The organism is Achromobacter sp. UMC46 (assembly GCF_014170335.1).
Lineage (GTDB): Bacteria > Pseudomonadota > Gammaproteobacteria > Burkholderiales > Burkholderiaceae_B > Achromobacter.
In genome coordinates this window covers 67,877-84,476 of the sequence record NZ_LZZS01000033.1, presented here as the reverse complement: position 1 = coordinate 84,476, position 16,600 = coordinate 67,877, and the positions used below count along the sequence as shown (strand labels likewise).

The window sequence follows — 16,600 nt, the reverse complement described above, 5'->3', positions numbered from 1 at the left end:
CAAGTCAGGCGCCAGTCAGGCCGCGGACGCCCCAGCGGGCGCCCGGGCGACCCGCCCACTCAATCGTTTTCGCCGTAAGGCGCCGCCGCGACGCCGGGCTCCGGGTCGGGATGTTTGCCGGCATGTTCAATGACGAACGCAAAGATGCGACCGTTCTCGCGGGCGAAATCCGCCGCGTCCGAGCAGACGGTCTCGATCAGGGCAGCGTCCTCCTCCAGCACCGGGTCGCCCGAATGCAGCCGGTACAGCCACAGCACGACACCGGTCTTGTGGTCCAGCACCGTGTCGCACAGGCAGTCGTAGAGGGCATCCAGGTTGCCTCCGAAGTATTCGGGGAAGTCCACTGCCTTGACGATGGCGCGCAGCACCGCCGAACGGCTGCGGGCAGGGTCGCAGTTGGCGACGAACAGCGCCAGCCCGAGCTCATGGGAAGCATCCACCACGGCCTTCTTGTCCAGCCCTTCATGGGGCAGCGCCCCGCCGCGCAGCAGCTGCTTCTGCAAGGTAGATTGGCCATTGCGCGTCATGCCTGAGCCTCCTTGAAAAAGGCGATCACTTCGTCGTTACGCTGCATCGTATCGGCATAACCCAGTTCGATCAATCGCCTGGTGTAGCTGGATTCGAACAGGAGATAGGACATCAGCGCCCCGCCTCCCGGACGGTGTGGATCGGACGATACACCGAGTACGCGAAAAAGGGCACGTGCTTGCGCAGGCATGTCCTGCAGGTGTTCCAGTGCCATCGTGTCCAGCGACTGGCTGGGCGTGATCGTCAGCACCTGGATGCGCCTGACATTGACCTGTGTGCCGTCCGGCGCCGCATGGTCCATCAGGTAATTGATGCGCTCCAGGCGCTCGACGTCGACCGACAACCCGTCCAGGAAGATGCTGGACAGCGCATGGCCGCCCACCTGCGCCAGAGACGGATACGGCGGCGAATCAGCGCGGTGCTCGGGGTGGGTATCATCGCGGAACCCCGTGCCGATCACCAGCACGCGGTGCGCCCCCAGGTGGATGGCCGGGCTGATCGGCGCCAGTTGGCGCATCGAACCGTCGCCGCACCACTCGCCCTTGCCGTGCACCTGCACCTGGCGGGCCGGAAAGACGAAGGGGATGGACGACGAGGCCATCAGGTGTTCGATGCCGATCGGCGTGGGGATGGCCAGGCGCAGGTAGCGGTGCCAGGGCTCGATGGGCGTGTGCGCCTGGTAGAAGGTCAGGTGTTCGCCGCTGGTGTAGCCGGACGCCGTGATCGCCAGCGCCGACAGCGAGCCGCGCTCCAGGTTGGCGTGCAGGTTGCGGAAGTCCAGCACGCGGCCCAGCAGGGCCTCCATCGGACTGTTGTCCAGCAGGGACTGGGGCCGCTTGCGGGTCAGGCCGGAGTACATCCAGCCCAGGGCCAGCAGGCCCAGCCAGCGCACGCCCGTGCGGATCAGGCCGGGCGCGTCGGCCCGGTAGATCATGTCGGTGTTCAGCGACGACCACAACCGCCGGATGCGCCGCACGCCCAGATGGGGCCGGTCGGCGCGGCAGGCCAGCGCAGCCGCGTTGATCGCGCCAGCTGACGTGCCGCAGATGATGTCGAAGGGGTTCTGGAACCGGGAATGCCAGTCGGGGTCCAGCAGCTCCATGATGGCGCTGAGCACGCCGACCTGATAGGCGGCGCGGGCGCCGCCTCCGGTCAGGACCAGACCGGTCGGCGTGCGTGGGCACGCCGGACCGGCAGGTGTCACGTCAACGTGGCGTGTTGACATCGACCACAGTCATCGCGGTCATATTGACGATGCGGCGCACGGTCGAGCTGGAGGTCAGGATGTGCACCGGCGCATTCGCGCCCAGCAGGAACGGGCCCACCGCCACGTTGCCGCCGGCTGCCGTCTTGAGCAGGTTGTAGGCGATGTTGCCGGAATCCACGTTCGGGCACACCAGCAGGTTCGCCTCGCCTTTCAGCGTGGACGACGGCAGGATGCGCATGCGCAGCGCTTCGTCCAGCGCGCAGTCGCCGTGCATTTCACCGTCGATTTCCAGATCGGGCGCTTTTTCGCGCACGATTTCCAGCGCGCGCCGCATCTTGGCGCCCGAGGCCGAGCTGCCCGATCCGAAGTTCGACCGCGACAGCAGCGCCACCTTCGGCGCCAGGTACATGCGGCGCATTTCGTTGGCCGCGGCGATCGTGAATTCCGCGATCTGCTCGGCCGTGGGCTCGTCGTTCACGTGCGTGTCCACCAGTACCACCGTGCGCTCGTTGAGCAGCAGGATGTTCATGGCGGCATACACGTTGTGGCCCGGGCGGCGGCCGATCACTTCGTCCACGAAACGCAGGTGGTCGTGGTAGGCGCCCACCGACCCGCAGACCATGCCGTCGGCATCGCCCAGGTGCACCATCATCGCGCCGATCAAGGTCATGCGGCGGCGCATTTCCACGCGCGCCATTTCCTTGGTGATGCCGCGGCGGCACATGCGTTCCCAGTACGTCGTCCAGTACTGGTGGAAGCGTTCGTCGTATTCGGGGTTGGTCACCTCGACATCCTCGCCCAGGCGCAGACGCAGGCCCAGCTTTTCGATGCGGGTCAGCAGCACCGACGGACGGCCCACCAGGATGGGACGGGCCAGGCCTTCGTCCACCACCACCTGCACGGCGCGCAGCACGCGTTCGTCTTCGCCTTCCGCGAACACGATGCGGGCCGGGCCGCCTTCACGCACAATGCGCTTGGCCGCCGAGAACAGCGGCTTCATGAACGCGCCCGAGTGGTACACGAACTGCTGCAGCTGCTCTTCGTAGGCTTCCAGGTCGGCCAGCGGGCGCGTGGCCACGCCGCCGTCCATCGCCGCCTTGGCCACCGCCGGCGCGATGCGCACGATCAGGCGCGGATCGAACGGCTTGGGGATCAGGTATTCCGGGCCGAACGAGATATCAAACGTGCCGTAGGCCGCGGCCACGACTTCGTTCTGCTCTTCCTGCGCCAGTTGGGCGATGGCATACACCGCCGCCTTTTCCATTTCACGGGTGATGGTGGTTGCGCCCACATCCAGCGCGCCGCGGAAGATGTACGGGAAGCACAGCACGTTGTTGACCTGGTTCGGGTAGTCCGAACGGCCCGTGGCCATGACCACGTCGTCGCGCACCGAATGCGCAAGCTCGGGCAGGATTTCCGGCGTGGGGTTGGCCAGCGCCAGGATCAGCGGGCGCGAGCCCATCGCGGCGACCATTTCGGGCTTGAGCACGCCGCCTGCCGACAGGCCCAGGAACACGTCGGCGTCCTGGATCACTTCGGCCAGCTTGCGGGCTTCCGTCTTTTGCGCGAAGCGCGCCTTGTCCGGATCCATCAGCACGGTGCGGCCTTCGAAGACCACGCCTTCCAGGTCCGTCACCCAGATGTTTTCCAGCGGCAGGCCCAGGTCCACCATCAGGTCCAGGCACGCCAGCGCGGCGGCGCCTGCGCCGGAGGTCACGACCTTGACCTTGTCGATTTCCTTGCCCACGACCTTCAGGCCGTTGATAAACGCCGCCGACACGCAGATGGCCGTGCCGTGCTGGTCGTCGTGAAAGACCGGGATCTTCATGCGTTCACGGAGCTTGCGCTCGACGGTGAAGCATTCCGGGGCCTTGATGTCTTCCAGGTTGATGCCGCCGAAGGTGGCTTCCAGGCCGGCGATGATCTCGACCAGCTTGTCCGGGTCGGTTTCATTGATTTCGATGTCGAAGACATCCAGGCCGGCGAACTTCTTGAATAGCACCGCCTTGCCTTCCATGACCGGCTTGGAAGCCAGCGCGCCGATGTTGCCCAGGCCCAGCACCGCAGTGCCGTTGGTGATCACGCCCACCAGGTTGCCGCGCGCCGTGTAGCGGAACACATTGGCCGGATCGGCCACGATCTCCTCACAGGCCGCCGCCACGCCGGGCGAGTACGCCAACGCCAGATCGCGCTGGTTGGTCAGCTGCTTGGTCGGCATGACCGATATTTTGCCGGGGCGCCCGTGCTCGTGATATTCAAGGGCGGCTTTGCGAAGGTTGGCATCCATAGGGCGGCTACTGGCTAATTAAGTGAGACACGGAAAGAGGGGGGAATTCTATTCCCATGAGGCGCGGCGCGATACGTCCGCGGCGCCTTCCCCCTTCGTTCGAGACGAGCGGCGAAATCTTACAGTAAGCTGAAACGATGTCAGGTTTCACGGGGCATGAATAAGGGAAAACGACCATCGGGGTCGAACAGCGCCTTGACGCGGCCGTCCAGCCGGACCGTCGCCAATCCGGGCGCCTCCGGCGCCTCGGCCGTCGCGCCCGTCGCCTGAAACGCCGGCGCATCGGTCAGCGTCACGGCTTGCACCCAGGCCAGCGTGCCGCCGTGCCCCAGCAGCAGGTGCGCCAGGTTCACGGTGGCCGGCGCGTCGGGCTTCAAGGCGTCCAGCCGGTAGCGTCCCAGCCAGTGGCAACCGTCGCGGGTGGCGAAGGCGTCTCCGCCCGAGGCCAGTTTGAACAGCTCGGGCACCAGGCTTTGCACCGTGGCCGAGCGCAGCGGCTGCACGTCGGCCTCGCCGAAGGGCCCCAAGGATTCTTCGATGCCGTCGGCCAGCATCACCTCTGCGGACAGGACGCCCGACGCCGCGCAGCCCCCTGCGGGCCACGGCGCGGGCGCGGCCAGCCATTCGGCCAGCGTCATGGCGCCGGGATAACCGTCGAATTGCCGCAATCCAGCCTGGGTCAGCGCCGCCAGCGGCACGCCTGGCTGGGCCCGCCAGCGCGGCGCATCGCCTGCCAGACGGGCCAGGCCGGCCATCCGGGACGGGTCGATCCGCAGGCGCGGGCCGGCGGCCGGCACGTAAGGCCCCGTCGCCCCTTCCAGCGCCATCACGACGCGGTACTCCGCGCACAGCGTGCGCGCATGCGCGACATCGGCATCGCGCAACGGGGTCAAGACGGCCTGCGCCCCGCCGGGGCCGTCTTCGCCCAGGTCATTGACCTGCCCCTGGCACAGCAGTTTCAAACGCTGCATGAAGGCCGCCCAGGGGGTCTGGGCCGGCCTGCGGCCAAGCAGGAAGGCGCGCCGGGATGGCTGCATGACTACAATTCCTTTTCCGCTACAAAACGCTTTCGAGAATCCAATGCCCCGCCTTGCCACGCGCACCCATGATTTTCTGACTTTCCACGCAGTGGAACTCTTCAAGCAAGGGCAGGCGCTGCAAGCGGCAGGTAAAGACATTATCAGCCTGGGCATCGGCGAACCGGACTTTACCGCGCCCCCTCAGGTCGTGGAAGCGCTGGAGCGCGCGGCCCGCGCCGGCCTGAGCGGCTACAGCCCGCCCGCCGGCCTGATGCCGCTGCGTGAAGCCATCGCGCAGTTCTACCATGACAAGTTCGGCGCCCGGATCAGTCCGGCGCGCGTCATTGTCACCGCGGGCGCTTCTGGCGCGCTGACGCTGGCCTGCGCGGCGCTGGTCAACAGCGGCGGCGAAGTGCTGATGCCGGACCCGTCCTACCCCGCCAACAGCAATTTCGTGCTGGCGGCCGGCGGCGTGCCGCGCCTGATTCCCAGCTCGGCGGAAAAACGTTTCCAGTTGTCGGCCCAGGACGTGGCGCGGAACTGGTCCCCGGCCACGCAAGGCGTCATGGTGGCCTCGCCCAGCAACCCCACCGGCACGTCGATCGCCCCGGACGAACTGGCCGACCTGCTGGCGCAGGTCCGCCAGCGCGGCGGCTTCGCCATCGTCGACGAAATCTACCTGGGCCTGTCGTATGAGGGCGAAGCGCGCTCCGCGCTGACGCTGGACGACGATGTCATCATCATCAACAGCTTCTCGAAGTATTTCCATATGACGGGCTGGCGCCTGGGCTGGATGATCGTGCCCGAGGACATGGTGGCCCCGGTGGAGAAGATCGCCGCCAGCTTGCAGATCTGCGCGCCCACGCTCGCCCAGCACGCCGCCCTGGCCTGCTTCACGGAACAGGCGTTGAAGACCTTCGAGCATCGCCGCGAAGCCTTCAAGCAACGCCGCGACTACCTGCTGCCCGAATTCGAGCGGCTGGGCATCCAGGTGCCGGTCAAGCCGGACGGCGCGTTCTACATCTACGCCGACATCGCCAGCCTGGGCATGGACAGTTCCACGTTTTCGCAGCGCCTGCTGCTGGAAGCCGGCGTCGCCGCCGTGCCCGGCCTGGACTTCGGACCGGCCCACGGCAGCCACACCATGCGCTTTTCGTATGCCACGGGCCTGGACCGGCTGGAAGAGGCCGTGGCCCGCATCGGAACACTGCTGCGGGCTTAGTCCCGGGCCAGTGCGATGCCGGATGCCAACGCCAGGCGCCGGCGTTCGGCTTGCACCTTGGCGCCGTAGCCGTTGTCGTCCGGCCCCGTGGAACCCACGTAGCAGGCCAGGCCGCCATCGATGGAACCGCGGCGGTTGATGCAGTCGCGCAAGATCGTGGCCCCGACGCTGATATTGGCGATCGGATCCAGCGCGGTCTTGCCGACGGCGTCGAACTTCTCCTGGTGCACGCTGGTCATCACCTGCATCAGGCCCTGCGCGCCCACATGGCTTTCGGCCAACGGGTTGTAGCGGGACTCGATGGCGATCACGGCCAGGACCAGCAAGGGGTCAAGCTGCTTTTCGCGGCTGACCTTGTACACGGTGTTCAGCAGCGGACCGGTGGCGTCATACGCCACCTTGTATTTGCGCGAGATATAGTTGCGCAACGCTTCCGCCTGCGGACCGGTCGCCACCGTGGCGGGCTTCTTCGGTACCGGAGGCGCGACGCGGGCCGGCCCCAGCATGCCGGTGGCATTGCTGGCGGGAGCGGTTGGTACGGCCATGGCAATTGCCGACGCAGTGTCGGAACCCAATTCGGAACCGACATCGGATTCGGTGCCGGCTTGCATGGATGAAGGCGCTAGGGCGGTCAACAAGGCTTTGTGCACTTGCAATGCCTGATCGCGCAAACCAGGCAAGGCAAATCCCATGCTTACCGTCACAATCACCGCGATGCCCAGATAGACTGAGCAGATACGCAAGGACTCGGCAAGATATTGGTGCACTCCTTGGGCCATGTTCCTGAACAGGCTGGCCACTGACGCATCGGGCATAAAAACCTCCTGCGTGAAAAAGAGGGAGTCAATGTTAACCTCTCTTTCACCCCAAAATGTAACCAAATCGCTGGGATCTGTAGTGAAATACCGCGACCTTAGAGACTTCCTCGCTCAACTTGAACGGATGGGCGACCTGAAACGCATTGCCGCTCCGGTGTCGACGCGGCTGGAAATGACCGAAATTTCCGACCGCGTCCTGCGCGCCGAGGGCCCGGCCCTGCTGTTCGAAAAAGCCCAGCATGACGGCCAACCCGCGCAGATGCCGGTGCTTACCAATCTGTTCGGCACCCCCTCGCGCGTGGCGCGCGGCATGGGCGCCGACAACGTCAGCGCGCTGCGCGACATCGGCGAACTGCTGGCGTCCCTGCGCGAACCCGAAGCGCCCAAGGGCCTGCGCGACGCGCTGGCCAAGGTATCGATGCTGAAGGCCGCCTTGTGGGACATGAGCCCCAAGAACGTCAAAAGCCCGGCTTGCCAGGAAGTGGTCTGGGAAGGCAAGGACGTGGACCTGACCCGCCTGCCGATCCAGACCTGCTGGCCCGGCGACGTGGCCCCGCTCCTGACCTGGGGCCTGGTGATCACGCGCGGCCCCAACGCCAAGCGGCAGAACCTGGGCATCTATCGCCAGCAATTGCTGGGGCCGAACAAGCTGATCATGCGCTGGCTGTCGCACCGCGGCGGCGCGCTGGATTTCCGTGACCATGCGCTGGCCAATCCGGGCACGCCCTTCCCCATCGCCGTCGCGCTGGGCGCCGACCCGGCCACTACGCTGGGCGCCGTCACGCCGGTGCCCGACAGCCTGTCCGAATATCAGTTCGCCGGCCTGCTGCGCGGTTCCCGCACGGAAGTGGCTCAGGCGCTGGGCAGCAACCTGTCGGTGCCCGCCTGGGCCGAGATCGTGCTTGAGGGCCATCTGCTGCCGTCGTCCGACCCGCGCGCCGTCAAGCCCGTGGTGCCCGAAGGCGTCAACCCGCCGGCCAACACCGACTACGAGATGGCGCTGGAAGGCCCCTACGGCGACCACACCGGCTACTACAACGAGCAGGACTGGTTCCCCGTGTTCACGGTTGAGCGCATCACCATGCGCCGCAACCCGATCTACCACTCGACCTACACCGGCAAGCCGCCGGACGAGCCCGCGGTGCTGGGCGTGGCGCTGAACGAAGTGTTCGTGCCCTTGCTGCGCCGCCAGCTGCCCGAGATCGTGGACTTCTACCTGCCGCCCGAAGGGTGCAGCTACCGGTTGGCCGTGGTGTCGATCCGCAAGCAGTACGCGGGGCACGCAAAGCGCGTCATGTTCGGCCTGTGGAGCATCCTGCGCCAGTTCATGTATACCAAGTTCATCGTGGTGGTCGACGAAGACATCGACCCGCGCGACTGGAAGGAAGTGGTGTGGGCGATGACCACGCGCATGGATCCGGTGCGCGACACGCTGCTGGTCGAGAACACCCCCATCGACTATCTGGACTTCGCCTCGCCCGTGTCCGGACTGGGCGGCAAGATGGGCCTGGACGCCACCAACAAATGGCCCGGCGAAACCCATCGCGAATGGGGTACCCCCATCACGATGGATGCCGACGTCAAGAAGCGCGTGGACGACCTGTGGGGCCAACTGGGCCTGTGACGGCGGCGGACAACCGCCACCGCAAATAAAAACCCCGGCCTGCGATGTGAACTGGCCGGGGTTTTTGTTTGCTAACGCGCGTCTGCTAACGCGTGTCTGCTAACGCGCGTCTGCTAACGCGCGTCCGACTCGCCATCCTCTTTCGAGCTTTGCCACAGCTTGTACAGCTGCCAGCCCACCAGTGCGCCGCCGGCGATCTTCAGCAGCTTGAACCGTTTGCCGCCCCGCATGAGCAGCGTGGACAACGACGAACTGACCAGCGGATAGCGCCGGGCCAGCGTGATCGCCTGCAACGCCCAGCGCGACGCGCCGCCCGAGGCCAACCGGGGCAGCAAGCCCCGGATGATCGCAGACGGCTCCAGCCTGCGGCCGGTGGTCACGATGCTTTGCGCCAGCGATTCGCGTTCGATGGCGGCGCGGGCGCGCAGCAGTTCGATGCGGACGGCGCGATCGACGGTAGGAGACCTTTTCGACATGGCTCAGTCCTCCTGGCGCCGGCGTGCCGGCGCGTCGTCGTCGTCCTGCGCATCGCGGACCCGTTCCAGCAGTTCCGCATCGCGGCTCAGCTCTTCCAGGGTGGCCGCGAACGGCGGCGCGCCGTACACGAGACCATGGCGTACCGCCAGCAGCAGCCCAAGGCCGACGATGCCGTAGAAAGCCGCCAGCAGGCCCAAGGCCAGATAGCGGTCTTCGGTCGGCCAGAACAGCACCGCCACCGTCACCGTGAACACCAGCACCGCCAGCGTCAGGAACAGCAGCGCGGCAAAGGCCATGCCCAGCAACTTGAGCAAGCGTGCCTTTTCATCGGCGGCCTCAAGGGCCAGCAACTCCAGGCGCGTGCGCGTCAGCCCGACCAGGCTGGACGCAACTCCGAAAACAGATTTTCGTAGACCCATGGCGTCAAGAACGCCGGGCGGGCAACGCGGCACATGGCCGGCGCTGCCCGCCCGGACGTTCAAGCCTTATCAGCGGCGGCTGATCAGCAAGCCGAGCAGCAGGCCGGTCACGCCCGCGATGCCGATGGCTTGCCAGGGATTGTCGTGCACGTAGTCGTCCGTGGCGCGGGCGGCTTTGCGGCCGCGTTCCAGCACGGCGTCTTGCGCCTCGTAAAGGGCTTCGCGCGTGCGCTTGAGCGACGTCATGGCGCGCTCGCGCAATTCGTTTGCCTTTTCGCCGGTGGTGCCGGCCGCTTCGCGCAGCAGGCTTTCCGCGTCATTCAAACTGGTCTTGACACTGTCGATGAGTTTTTCTTTTGCGACTTCTTCGGATTTTCTCGTGGCCATTTTTTGAGCTCCTGTTGTGTGTCTATGACAAAACCATCATACCAGCCGCCATGCCCGCTGCATGACGTGCTTGCTACCGTGTGCTACTTGATCTGCGTAATTTCAACGGCTGACTTCACGCCGCCCTGATCGATGTCCTGCTTCATCACCAGATTCACCGCCGGGCAGTACCAGTCGGTGACCGTCGTGTTCATGCCGGGAATCGGAATCGTCAGGCCCTGGAAGGTGGCCATCGTAGGATCGGAATTGCGCGAATACGTGATGGGATGGCAGGACTGCTGGCCCAGTGCGGTTTTCAGCGGCGTCTTCTGGCCCACGGACTTCTCGCCGATGCGCACTGTGGTGCTGGGCTGACCGCCCACCGGCGCCTCCTTGCCGATCTTCAAGCGGAACGACGAACCGGGCAATTTCTGGCCGGCATTGAGCTTGCCGTCGTAGGCGAACAGGCCCAGCATGCGCAAGTCGAACTGGCCTTCGGAAGGCTTCGGGGCTTCGCCCGCGCTGGCGTATTTCAGGAAGGTGGCCTGGCCGCCCTTCACCGTCATCAGGTAGTCCAGTTTGGATTTCCCGGGCGGCAAACCGGCGTAGCCGAAGGTGGCCACGCCCTGCACGCGCGCGCGGCAGTTGTCGCCATTGCTTTTTGTAACTTCGGCGAAGGTCAGGTCAGCACCCAGCGACAGATTGCCCGAACCGGTCAATTGCACCGCGCCGCCGTCATGCATGAATTGCGCATCGCACACGCCAGCCTGCGCCGAAGCGGCCGCGCCCAACGCGCCAGCCGCCAAAATCAGGGATGCCATTTTTCGCATCGTCACAAGCCACTCCAGAAATCAGAAAACGCCGCCCGCTACCCGCGACGGCTGGCTTGATACTACACCGGTTGCCGTGCCCAGCGCATGTCCGTTCGTGACCGCGGCGGCCGGTATCCGGGCGACCAACGATTGGATTTCCGGCACGCAGGAACCGCAGCCCGTGCCGCAGCCCAGCGTGGATTTCAGCGCCGCCACGTCGCAACCGCGCCCGATGCCCACCATGATGGCCGCCTCGCTGACGCCATTGCAGACGCAGACGGTGCGCGACCTTGCGGCCCCTGCCTCCCGCCCCGTCAGCAAGGCGGATACGCTGGCGGGCGCCGCCGCACCTGCCGCCCAGGACAGCAGCGCGTCCTGCGCGCGCAAGTCGCCGGCCAGCAGAAAGGCGCGCAACGCGCCCTGCTCCACCGCCACCCGGCGCATCCTGCCCTGCGCGGGATCATCGAACACCACATCGGCACGGCCCAGGCCGAGCGCGTCCGCCAACTCGGCCAGAAGCGCCGGCCCCGGCAAGGCATCGGTTGCCAGGCGGATCCGCACCCCGCCGGCGCCGACGGGCAGCACCACCGCGTAATCGAATCGGCGCAGCCATGGCGCGAGGCGCGCGCGCAGGGCCGCGCCATCGCCTTGCAGCCACCCCGCCGCCTGCCACGCCAAGCCGGCGGGCTCGGCGGAAATGGCACTGAACTTCAGCTCGGGCTGACGCGACACCGGGTCGGTCGCCGGACTCGTCAACGCATTGACGCCCAGGCCCGCCATGAAAGCGCTGCCCCAATGCATGGGCAGAAAGGCCTGCCCGGGCTGCATGCCGTCGTCTTCGCGCACCGGCAGCACGACGCTGCCGCGTCGAGAACGCAGCCGCGCAAGCGCGCCCGCTTCCAGTTTCAGCCGGCGCATATCGTCCGGATGCATCGACACCCACGGCTCTTCGACATGCTGCGTCAATGCGCCGGCAAGCGCCGTGCGCGCCATCGTGTGCCAATGGTCGCGCAGGCGGCCCGTCGTCAGCCGCAGCGGGAATTCGGACGTCACTTCGTCGGCCGGCGGCCGATAGTCCACGTCGCAAAAGCGGGCGCGGCCGCTGGGCGTGGGGAACACACCATCGGCGTACAGCCGCGCCGTGCCGCGCCCCGCGCGGTAAGGCCATTGCTGCGGCCCGTCGCGGCCCAGGACGCCGTAGTCCAACGCGCTGTAGTCCAGATCGCGCCCCGCGGTCATGCGGGCGTGTTCCGCGAACACCTCGCTTTCATCGCCATACGCGAACCGCGCCGCCTTGTCCGGCGCGATGCGGGCGGCCAGCCGCTGCGCCACCGCCTGCGCCAGCCGCCAATCCGGCTGCGCGTCGCCGGGCGGCGTGATGGCTGCCTGCACGCGGCTCACGCGGCGTTCGGAATTTGTCACCGTGCCGGACTTCTCCGGCCACGTCGCGGCGGGCAGCACCAGGTCGGCATAGGCCAGCGTCTCGGTGCCCGCGAACGCCTCTTGCACGATGACGCATTCGGCGCGCGCAAGCGCTGCGCGCACGCGCGCCTGGTCCGGCAGCGACTGCGCGGGGTTGGTTGCCGCGATCCACAGCACCTTGATGTGCCCTTCCAGGACGGCGTCGAACATGTCCAGCGCCGTCGTGCCCGGCGCGTCGGGCAACTTGTCCACGCCCCACAGCGCGGCCACGTCGGCGCGGTCCAAGGCACTTCCCGGGTCCCGATGGCCCGGCAGCAAGGTGGCCATGCCACCGGCCTCGCGGCCGCCCATCGCATTGGGCTGGCCCGTCAGGGAAAACGGGCCCGCGCCCGGCTTGCCGATCTGGCCCGTCGCCAGATGCAGATGGATCAACGCGGCGTTCTTGTCGGTGCCGCTGGTGGACTGGTTCAGCCCCATCGTGTACAGGGACAGCGCCGCCTGCGCGCCGCCGAACCAGCGGGCCGCCTGGATGATGTCCTGCGCGGGCACGCCGCAAATGCGCTGCGCCGCTTGCGGCGGATACGCGTCCACGCGCGCCCGCAACGCCTCGAAGCCTTCGGTGTGGCGTTGGATGTAGTCGGTGTCGATCAGGCCTTCGCGCACCATGACATGCAGTATGGCGAGAAACAGGGCCACGTCGGTGCCCGGCGCGATCGCCAGATGCAGGTCCGCGAACGCGGCCGTGTCCGTGCGCCGGGGGTCCACCGCGATCACCTTCATGCCCGGGCGGCGCGCCCGCGCCGCCTCCAGGCGGCGGAACAGCACGGGGTGCGCGTAAGCCATGTTGGAGCCGGCGATCAGCACGGTATCCGCCAGTTCCAGGTCTTCATAGCAGGCGGGCGGCGCGTCCGCGCCCAGCGTGCGCTTGTAGCCCGACACCGCGCTGGACATGCACAGGCGGGAATTGGTGTCGATATTGTTGGTGCCGGCCAGCGCACGCGCCAGCTTGTTGAAGACGGCGTAGTCCTCGGTCAGCAACTGGCCCGACAGGTAGAAACCCACCGCGTCGGGGCCATGCGACCGGATCACGCGGGCCAGCGTCTCGGCCGCGATATCCAGCGCCTGCCCCAGCCCGATGTCCCGCATCGGCTGGCCGCGCGCCTCGCGCCATTGCGCCGACAGTACGCGCGCGCCGTCGCGGCGTACCGTGTCGCCCAGCGCCAACCCCTTGCTGCACAGCTTTCCGTGGTTGGCGGGATGCGTCGGGTCGCCCTCGACGCGCAGCACGGCGCCATCCCGCACGTGGACGCGTACGCCGCAGCCCGTGCCACAATAACAGCACACCGACGCCACGGCGCGCCCTTCGCTCACGTCGGCGATGGGAATCCGCGCGATTGACGGCATGTTCATCCGCCTATCCCCCCGCCAGACTTTCGCCTGCCATCAAGCGGTCCCGCAGGGCGCCGATTTCCTGCCCGTCCCGGATCAGCCGCATATACCAGGCGCCGTCCGCCGTGTCGCCGTACAGGCAGACGCCCACCAGCTTATTGCCACGAATCACCAGCTTCTTGTAGACGCCGTCCAGCGCGTCGCACAACGTGATGCTCTCCGCTTGCCCGCCGCCCGCGAAGTCCCCGGCTGAAAACAGATCGATGCCGGTGACCTTCAATTTGGCCGAGGTCACGCTGCCCTCGTAGCGGCCGATGCCATGCAGGGCCAGATGGTTGGCCGCCACCTTGGCCTGTTCGAACAAGGGCGCGACCAGCCCGTAGGCCGTGCCGCGATGGCTGACGCATTCGCCGACCGCATAGATGCGCGGATCGTAAGTCTGCAAGGTATCGGTCACCACCACGCCCCGGTCCACATGCAGCCCGCAGCGTTCGGCCAGTTCCGTGTTGGGACGCACGCCCGCGGCCATCACCACCAGGTCCGCCGGAATCTCCTGGCCATCGGCAAAGCGCAGCGCGCGCACCCGCCCGTCGTCGCCCGCCAGGATCGCCTGCGTCTGGCGTCCCAGCAGGAATGTCAGGCCGCGCGCCTCCAGGCTCTTCTGCAACATCGCGGAGGCCTCGCCGTCCAACTGGCGGTCCAGCAGCGCGTGGCCCAGATGCACGACCGACACGTCCATGCCGCGCGCGGCCAATCCGTTGGCGGCCTCCAGGCCCAGCAGGCCGCCGCCGACCACCACGGCGTGGCGATAGCGCGACGACGCTTCGATCATCCGGTTCACATCGCCGATATCGCGAAAGGCGACCACGCCGTCCAGATCGTTGCCCGGCACGGGCAGGATGAACGGGTTCGAGCCGGTGGCCAGCAGCAGCCGGTCATAAGGCGCTTCGGTGCCGTCATCGGCCTGCGCGACGCGGCGCAGGCGGTCCACCCGCGTCACCTTGCGGTTGCGCAACAGCCGTATGCCGTAGCGGGCATACCAATCCTCGTCGTTCAGCACGATATCCTGCAGCGTCCGTTCGCCGGTCAGCACCGGCGACAGCAGGATCCGGTTGTAGTTAGTGTGGGGCTCGGCGCCGAACACCGTGATGTCGTACAGGTCGGGCGCCAGCGCCAGCAGTTCCTCCACCGTGCGGATGCCCGCCATGCCGTTGCCCACCACCACCAGTTTCTGCTTCGTGCCCATGAGAATCCCCGTGGCCGGCGTTCAGGCCACGGCGCGGGTCGCGACGGCCGCAGCCTCGCTCTCGACCTCCCTCTCCGAACCGGTCGCGTCCAGGACCGCATTGGCCTGCGCCGCCGCCTGCGAGCGCTCGGGATTGCCGTGGCGGCGGTGCAGGAAATCCACCACTGACGCGCGGCATTCCAGATAGGTGGCGTCATTGGTCAACCGCACGCGATCGCGCGGACGCGCCAGCGGCACGGGCAGGATCTCGCCGATGGTCGCGGCCGGACCGTTGGTCAGCATGACGATGCGGTCGGACAGCAGCACGGCCTCGTCCACGTCATGCGTGACCATGATGGCCGTGGTGCGGGTCTTGGCCACGATCTTCAGCAATTCGTCCTGCAGATGCGCCCGCGTCAACGCGTCCAACGCGCCGAACGGCTCGTCCATCAGCAGCACGCCCGGTTCGATCGCCAGCGCCCGGGCAATGCCCACGCGCTGCTTCATGCCGCCGGAGATCTCGCGCGGCAGCTTGTTCTGCGCCGGCAGCAACCCCACCAGCTCCAGCGCGGCGCGCGTGCGCTCGGCCAGTTGCGGACGCTTTTCCTTGCCTCCGAAGACGCGCTCGACGGCCAGGTACACGTTCTGGAAGCAGGTCAGCCACGGCAGCAGCGAATGGTTCTGGAACACGACCGCCCGGTCCGGTCCCGGGCCGGTGATTTCGCGTTCGGCGCAAAGCAGCACGCCGCTGGTCGGACGCGTCAGCCCGGCGATCAGGTTCAACAAGGTGGACTTGCCGCAACCCGAATGGCCGATCAGCGTGATGAACTCGCCTTGGTCCACCGTCAGGTCGATGTCGCGCAGCGCCACGAAAGCGCCTTTGCGGGTGGTGAACGTCTGGCCCACGCGTTCGATGCGTACGAATTTCTTCATGGCGCTATTCCTCGGTGTAGGTGAATCGGCGGGCCAGCGCGACCAGCAGGGTTTCCAGCAGCAGCCCCACGATGCCGATCACGAAGATGGCGATGACGATGTGCTCGACCTTCAGGTTGTTCCACTCGTCCCACAGCCAAAAGCCGATGCCCGTGCCGCCGGTCAGCATTTCGGCCGCCACGATCACCAGCCACGCCGTGCCGATGGACAGGCGCACCCCGGTCAGCATGTAAGGCAGCACCGCCGGCAGCAGCACCTTGGTCGTGACCTTCCATTCCGACAGGTTCAGCACCCGCGCCACGTTCAGGTAGTCCTGCGGCACGCGCGACACGCCCACTGCGGTGTTGATGATCATCGGCCAGATCGAACAGATGAAGATGGCCCAGATCGCGGCCGGGTTGGCCGCCTTGAAAAGCAGCAGCCCCAGCGGCAGCCAGGCCAGCGGCGACACTGGCCTCAGCAGACTCACGATGGGCGAGAACATGGCGTTGATCGCGGCGTACCGGCCGATGGCGAACCCGACCGGGATGCCGATCACCGCGGCCAGCCCGAAGCCGATCGCCACGCGTTCCAGCGACGCCAGCAGGTTCCAACCGATTCCCTTGTCGTTGGGGCCGTTGTCATAGAATGGATCCGAAAACAATTCCACGGCTGCATGCCAGGTGACGCCCGGCGTCGGGATCTCCGGAATACGCATGGCCACCACCTGCCACACCAGCACGAACAGCGCGAAACCGGCCACCGGGCCCGCCAAGGCCTTCAGTACCGATTCCAGCCTCTCGCGCCCGGCGGCGAATATCGCGTCGGCGCGACCCACATTCGTTACGGTAGACATTGCATGCCCCTTTATTT

Annotated in this window: 14 protein-coding genes and 1 pseudogene; 2 read left to right on the top strand and 13 right to left on the bottom strand. The window is 66.9% G+C overall.

Going from position 1 to position 16,600, the window contains the following annotated elements:
* Nucleotides 1-59: 59 nt before the first annotated feature.
* From A9973_RS22225 to A9973_RS22210, 4 genes are all read right to left on the bottom strand, one after another.
* Nucleotides 60-527, bottom strand: a complete 468-nt coding sequence (locus tag A9973_RS22225) for a barstar family protein (protein ID WP_183015841.1) — start codon at nucleotides 525-527, stop codon at nucleotides 60-62.
* On the bottom strand, nucleotides 524-1,753 hold the full coding sequence (locus tag A9973_RS22220; protein WP_255469265.1) for a patatin-like phospholipase family protein: 1,230 nt from the start codon (nucleotides 1,751-1,753) through the stop codon (nucleotides 524-526). The genes A9973_RS22225 and A9973_RS22220 overlap by 4 nt, the downstream gene beginning before the upstream one ends.
* A complete protein-coding gene (locus A9973_RS22215) occupies nucleotides 1,734-4,022 on the bottom strand; it encodes an NADP-dependent malic enzyme (protein ID WP_183015840.1) in 2,289 nt (762 codons plus the stop codon). The genes A9973_RS22220 and A9973_RS22215 overlap by 20 nt, the downstream gene beginning before the upstream one ends.
* Nucleotides 4,023-4,162: 140 nt before the next feature.
* On the bottom strand, nucleotides 4,163-5,059 hold the full coding sequence (locus A9973_RS22210; RefSeq protein ID WP_183015839.1) for an FAD-binding protein: 897 nt from the start codon (nucleotides 5,057-5,059) through the stop codon (nucleotides 4,163-4,165).
* Between the two features lie 43 nt (nucleotides 5,060-5,102).
* Here A9973_RS22210 and A9973_RS22205 point away from each other — a divergent pair, with 43 nt between their 5' ends.
* Nucleotides 5,103-6,263 (top strand): pyridoxal phosphate-dependent aminotransferase, encoded by a 1,161-nt coding sequence (locus A9973_RS22205; protein WP_183015838.1) that lies wholly within the window; start codon nucleotides 5,103-5,105, stop codon nucleotides 6,261-6,263.
* On the opposite strand, the gene A9973_RS22200 is transcribed toward A9973_RS22205, so the two are convergent.
* The gene (locus A9973_RS22200; protein ID WP_183015837.1) at nucleotides 6,260-7,078 is read right to left on the bottom strand and encodes a transglycosylase SLT domain-containing protein; all 819 of its coding nucleotides are present in this window, start codon (nucleotides 7,076-7,078) and stop codon (nucleotides 6,260-6,262) included. The genes A9973_RS22205 and A9973_RS22200 overlap by 4 nt on opposite strands.
* Before the next feature lie 82 nt (nucleotides 7,079-7,160).
* Here A9973_RS22200 and ubiD point away from each other — a divergent pair, with 82 nt between their 5' ends.
* Complete coding sequence (gene ubiD / locus A9973_RS22195) at nucleotides 7,161-8,705, top strand: 4-hydroxy-3-polyprenylbenzoate decarboxylase (RefSeq protein ID WP_183015836.1); 1,545 nt, start codon at nucleotides 7,161-7,163, stop codon at nucleotides 8,703-8,705.
* 113 nt (nucleotides 8,706-8,818) lie between these two features.
* Here the strand turns inward: ubiD and A9973_RS22190 are convergent, their stop codons facing one another.
* From A9973_RS22190 to ntrB, 8 genes and pseudogenes are all read right to left on the bottom strand, one after another.
* A complete protein-coding gene (locus tag A9973_RS22190; RefSeq protein WP_183015835.1) occupies nucleotides 8,819-9,181 on the bottom strand; it encodes a hypothetical protein in 363 nt (120 codons plus the stop codon).
* Nucleotides 9,182-9,184: 3 nt separating this feature from the next.
* Nucleotides 9,185-9,601: a phage holin family protein gene (locus A9973_RS22185; RefSeq protein WP_183015834.1), complete on the bottom strand. Its 417-nt coding sequence runs from the start codon at nucleotides 9,599-9,601 to the stop codon at nucleotides 9,185-9,187.
* Nucleotides 9,602-9,670: 69 nt separating this feature from the next.
* On the bottom strand, nucleotides 9,671-9,988 hold the full coding sequence (locus A9973_RS22180; protein WP_183015833.1) for a YqjD family protein: 318 nt from the start codon (nucleotides 9,986-9,988) through the stop codon (nucleotides 9,671-9,673).
* Nucleotides 9,989-10,071: 83 nt separating this feature from the next.
* Nucleotides 10,072-10,797, bottom strand: coding sequence for a hypothetical protein (locus tag A9973_RS22175; RefSeq protein WP_183016010.1), 726 nt, complete (start codon nucleotides 10,795-10,797; stop codon nucleotides 10,072-10,074).
* A 21-nt stretch (nucleotides 10,798-10,818) separates the two neighbouring features.
* On the bottom strand, nucleotides 10,819-13,611 hold the full coding sequence (locus A9973_RS22170) for a nitrate reductase (RefSeq protein ID WP_183015832.1): 2,793 nt from the start codon (nucleotides 13,609-13,611) through the stop codon (nucleotides 10,819-10,821).
* A gap of 10 nt (nucleotides 13,612-13,621) precedes the next feature.
* A pseudogene (locus A9973_RS22165) lies at nucleotides 13,622-14,836 on the bottom strand (NAD(P)/FAD-dependent oxidoreductase); the annotation flags it as partial.
* Between the two features lie 21 nt (nucleotides 14,837-14,857).
* A complete protein-coding gene (locus A9973_RS22160; RefSeq protein WP_183015830.1) occupies nucleotides 14,858-15,748 on the bottom strand; it encodes an ABC transporter ATP-binding protein in 891 nt (296 codons plus the stop codon).
* A gap of 4 nt (nucleotides 15,749-15,752) precedes the next feature.
* On the bottom strand, nucleotides 15,753-16,583 hold the full coding sequence (ntrB, locus tag A9973_RS22155; RefSeq protein ID WP_183015829.1) for a nitrate ABC transporter permease: 831 nt from the start codon (nucleotides 16,581-16,583) through the stop codon (nucleotides 15,753-15,755).
* Nucleotides 16,584-16,600: the final 17 nt, after the last annotated feature.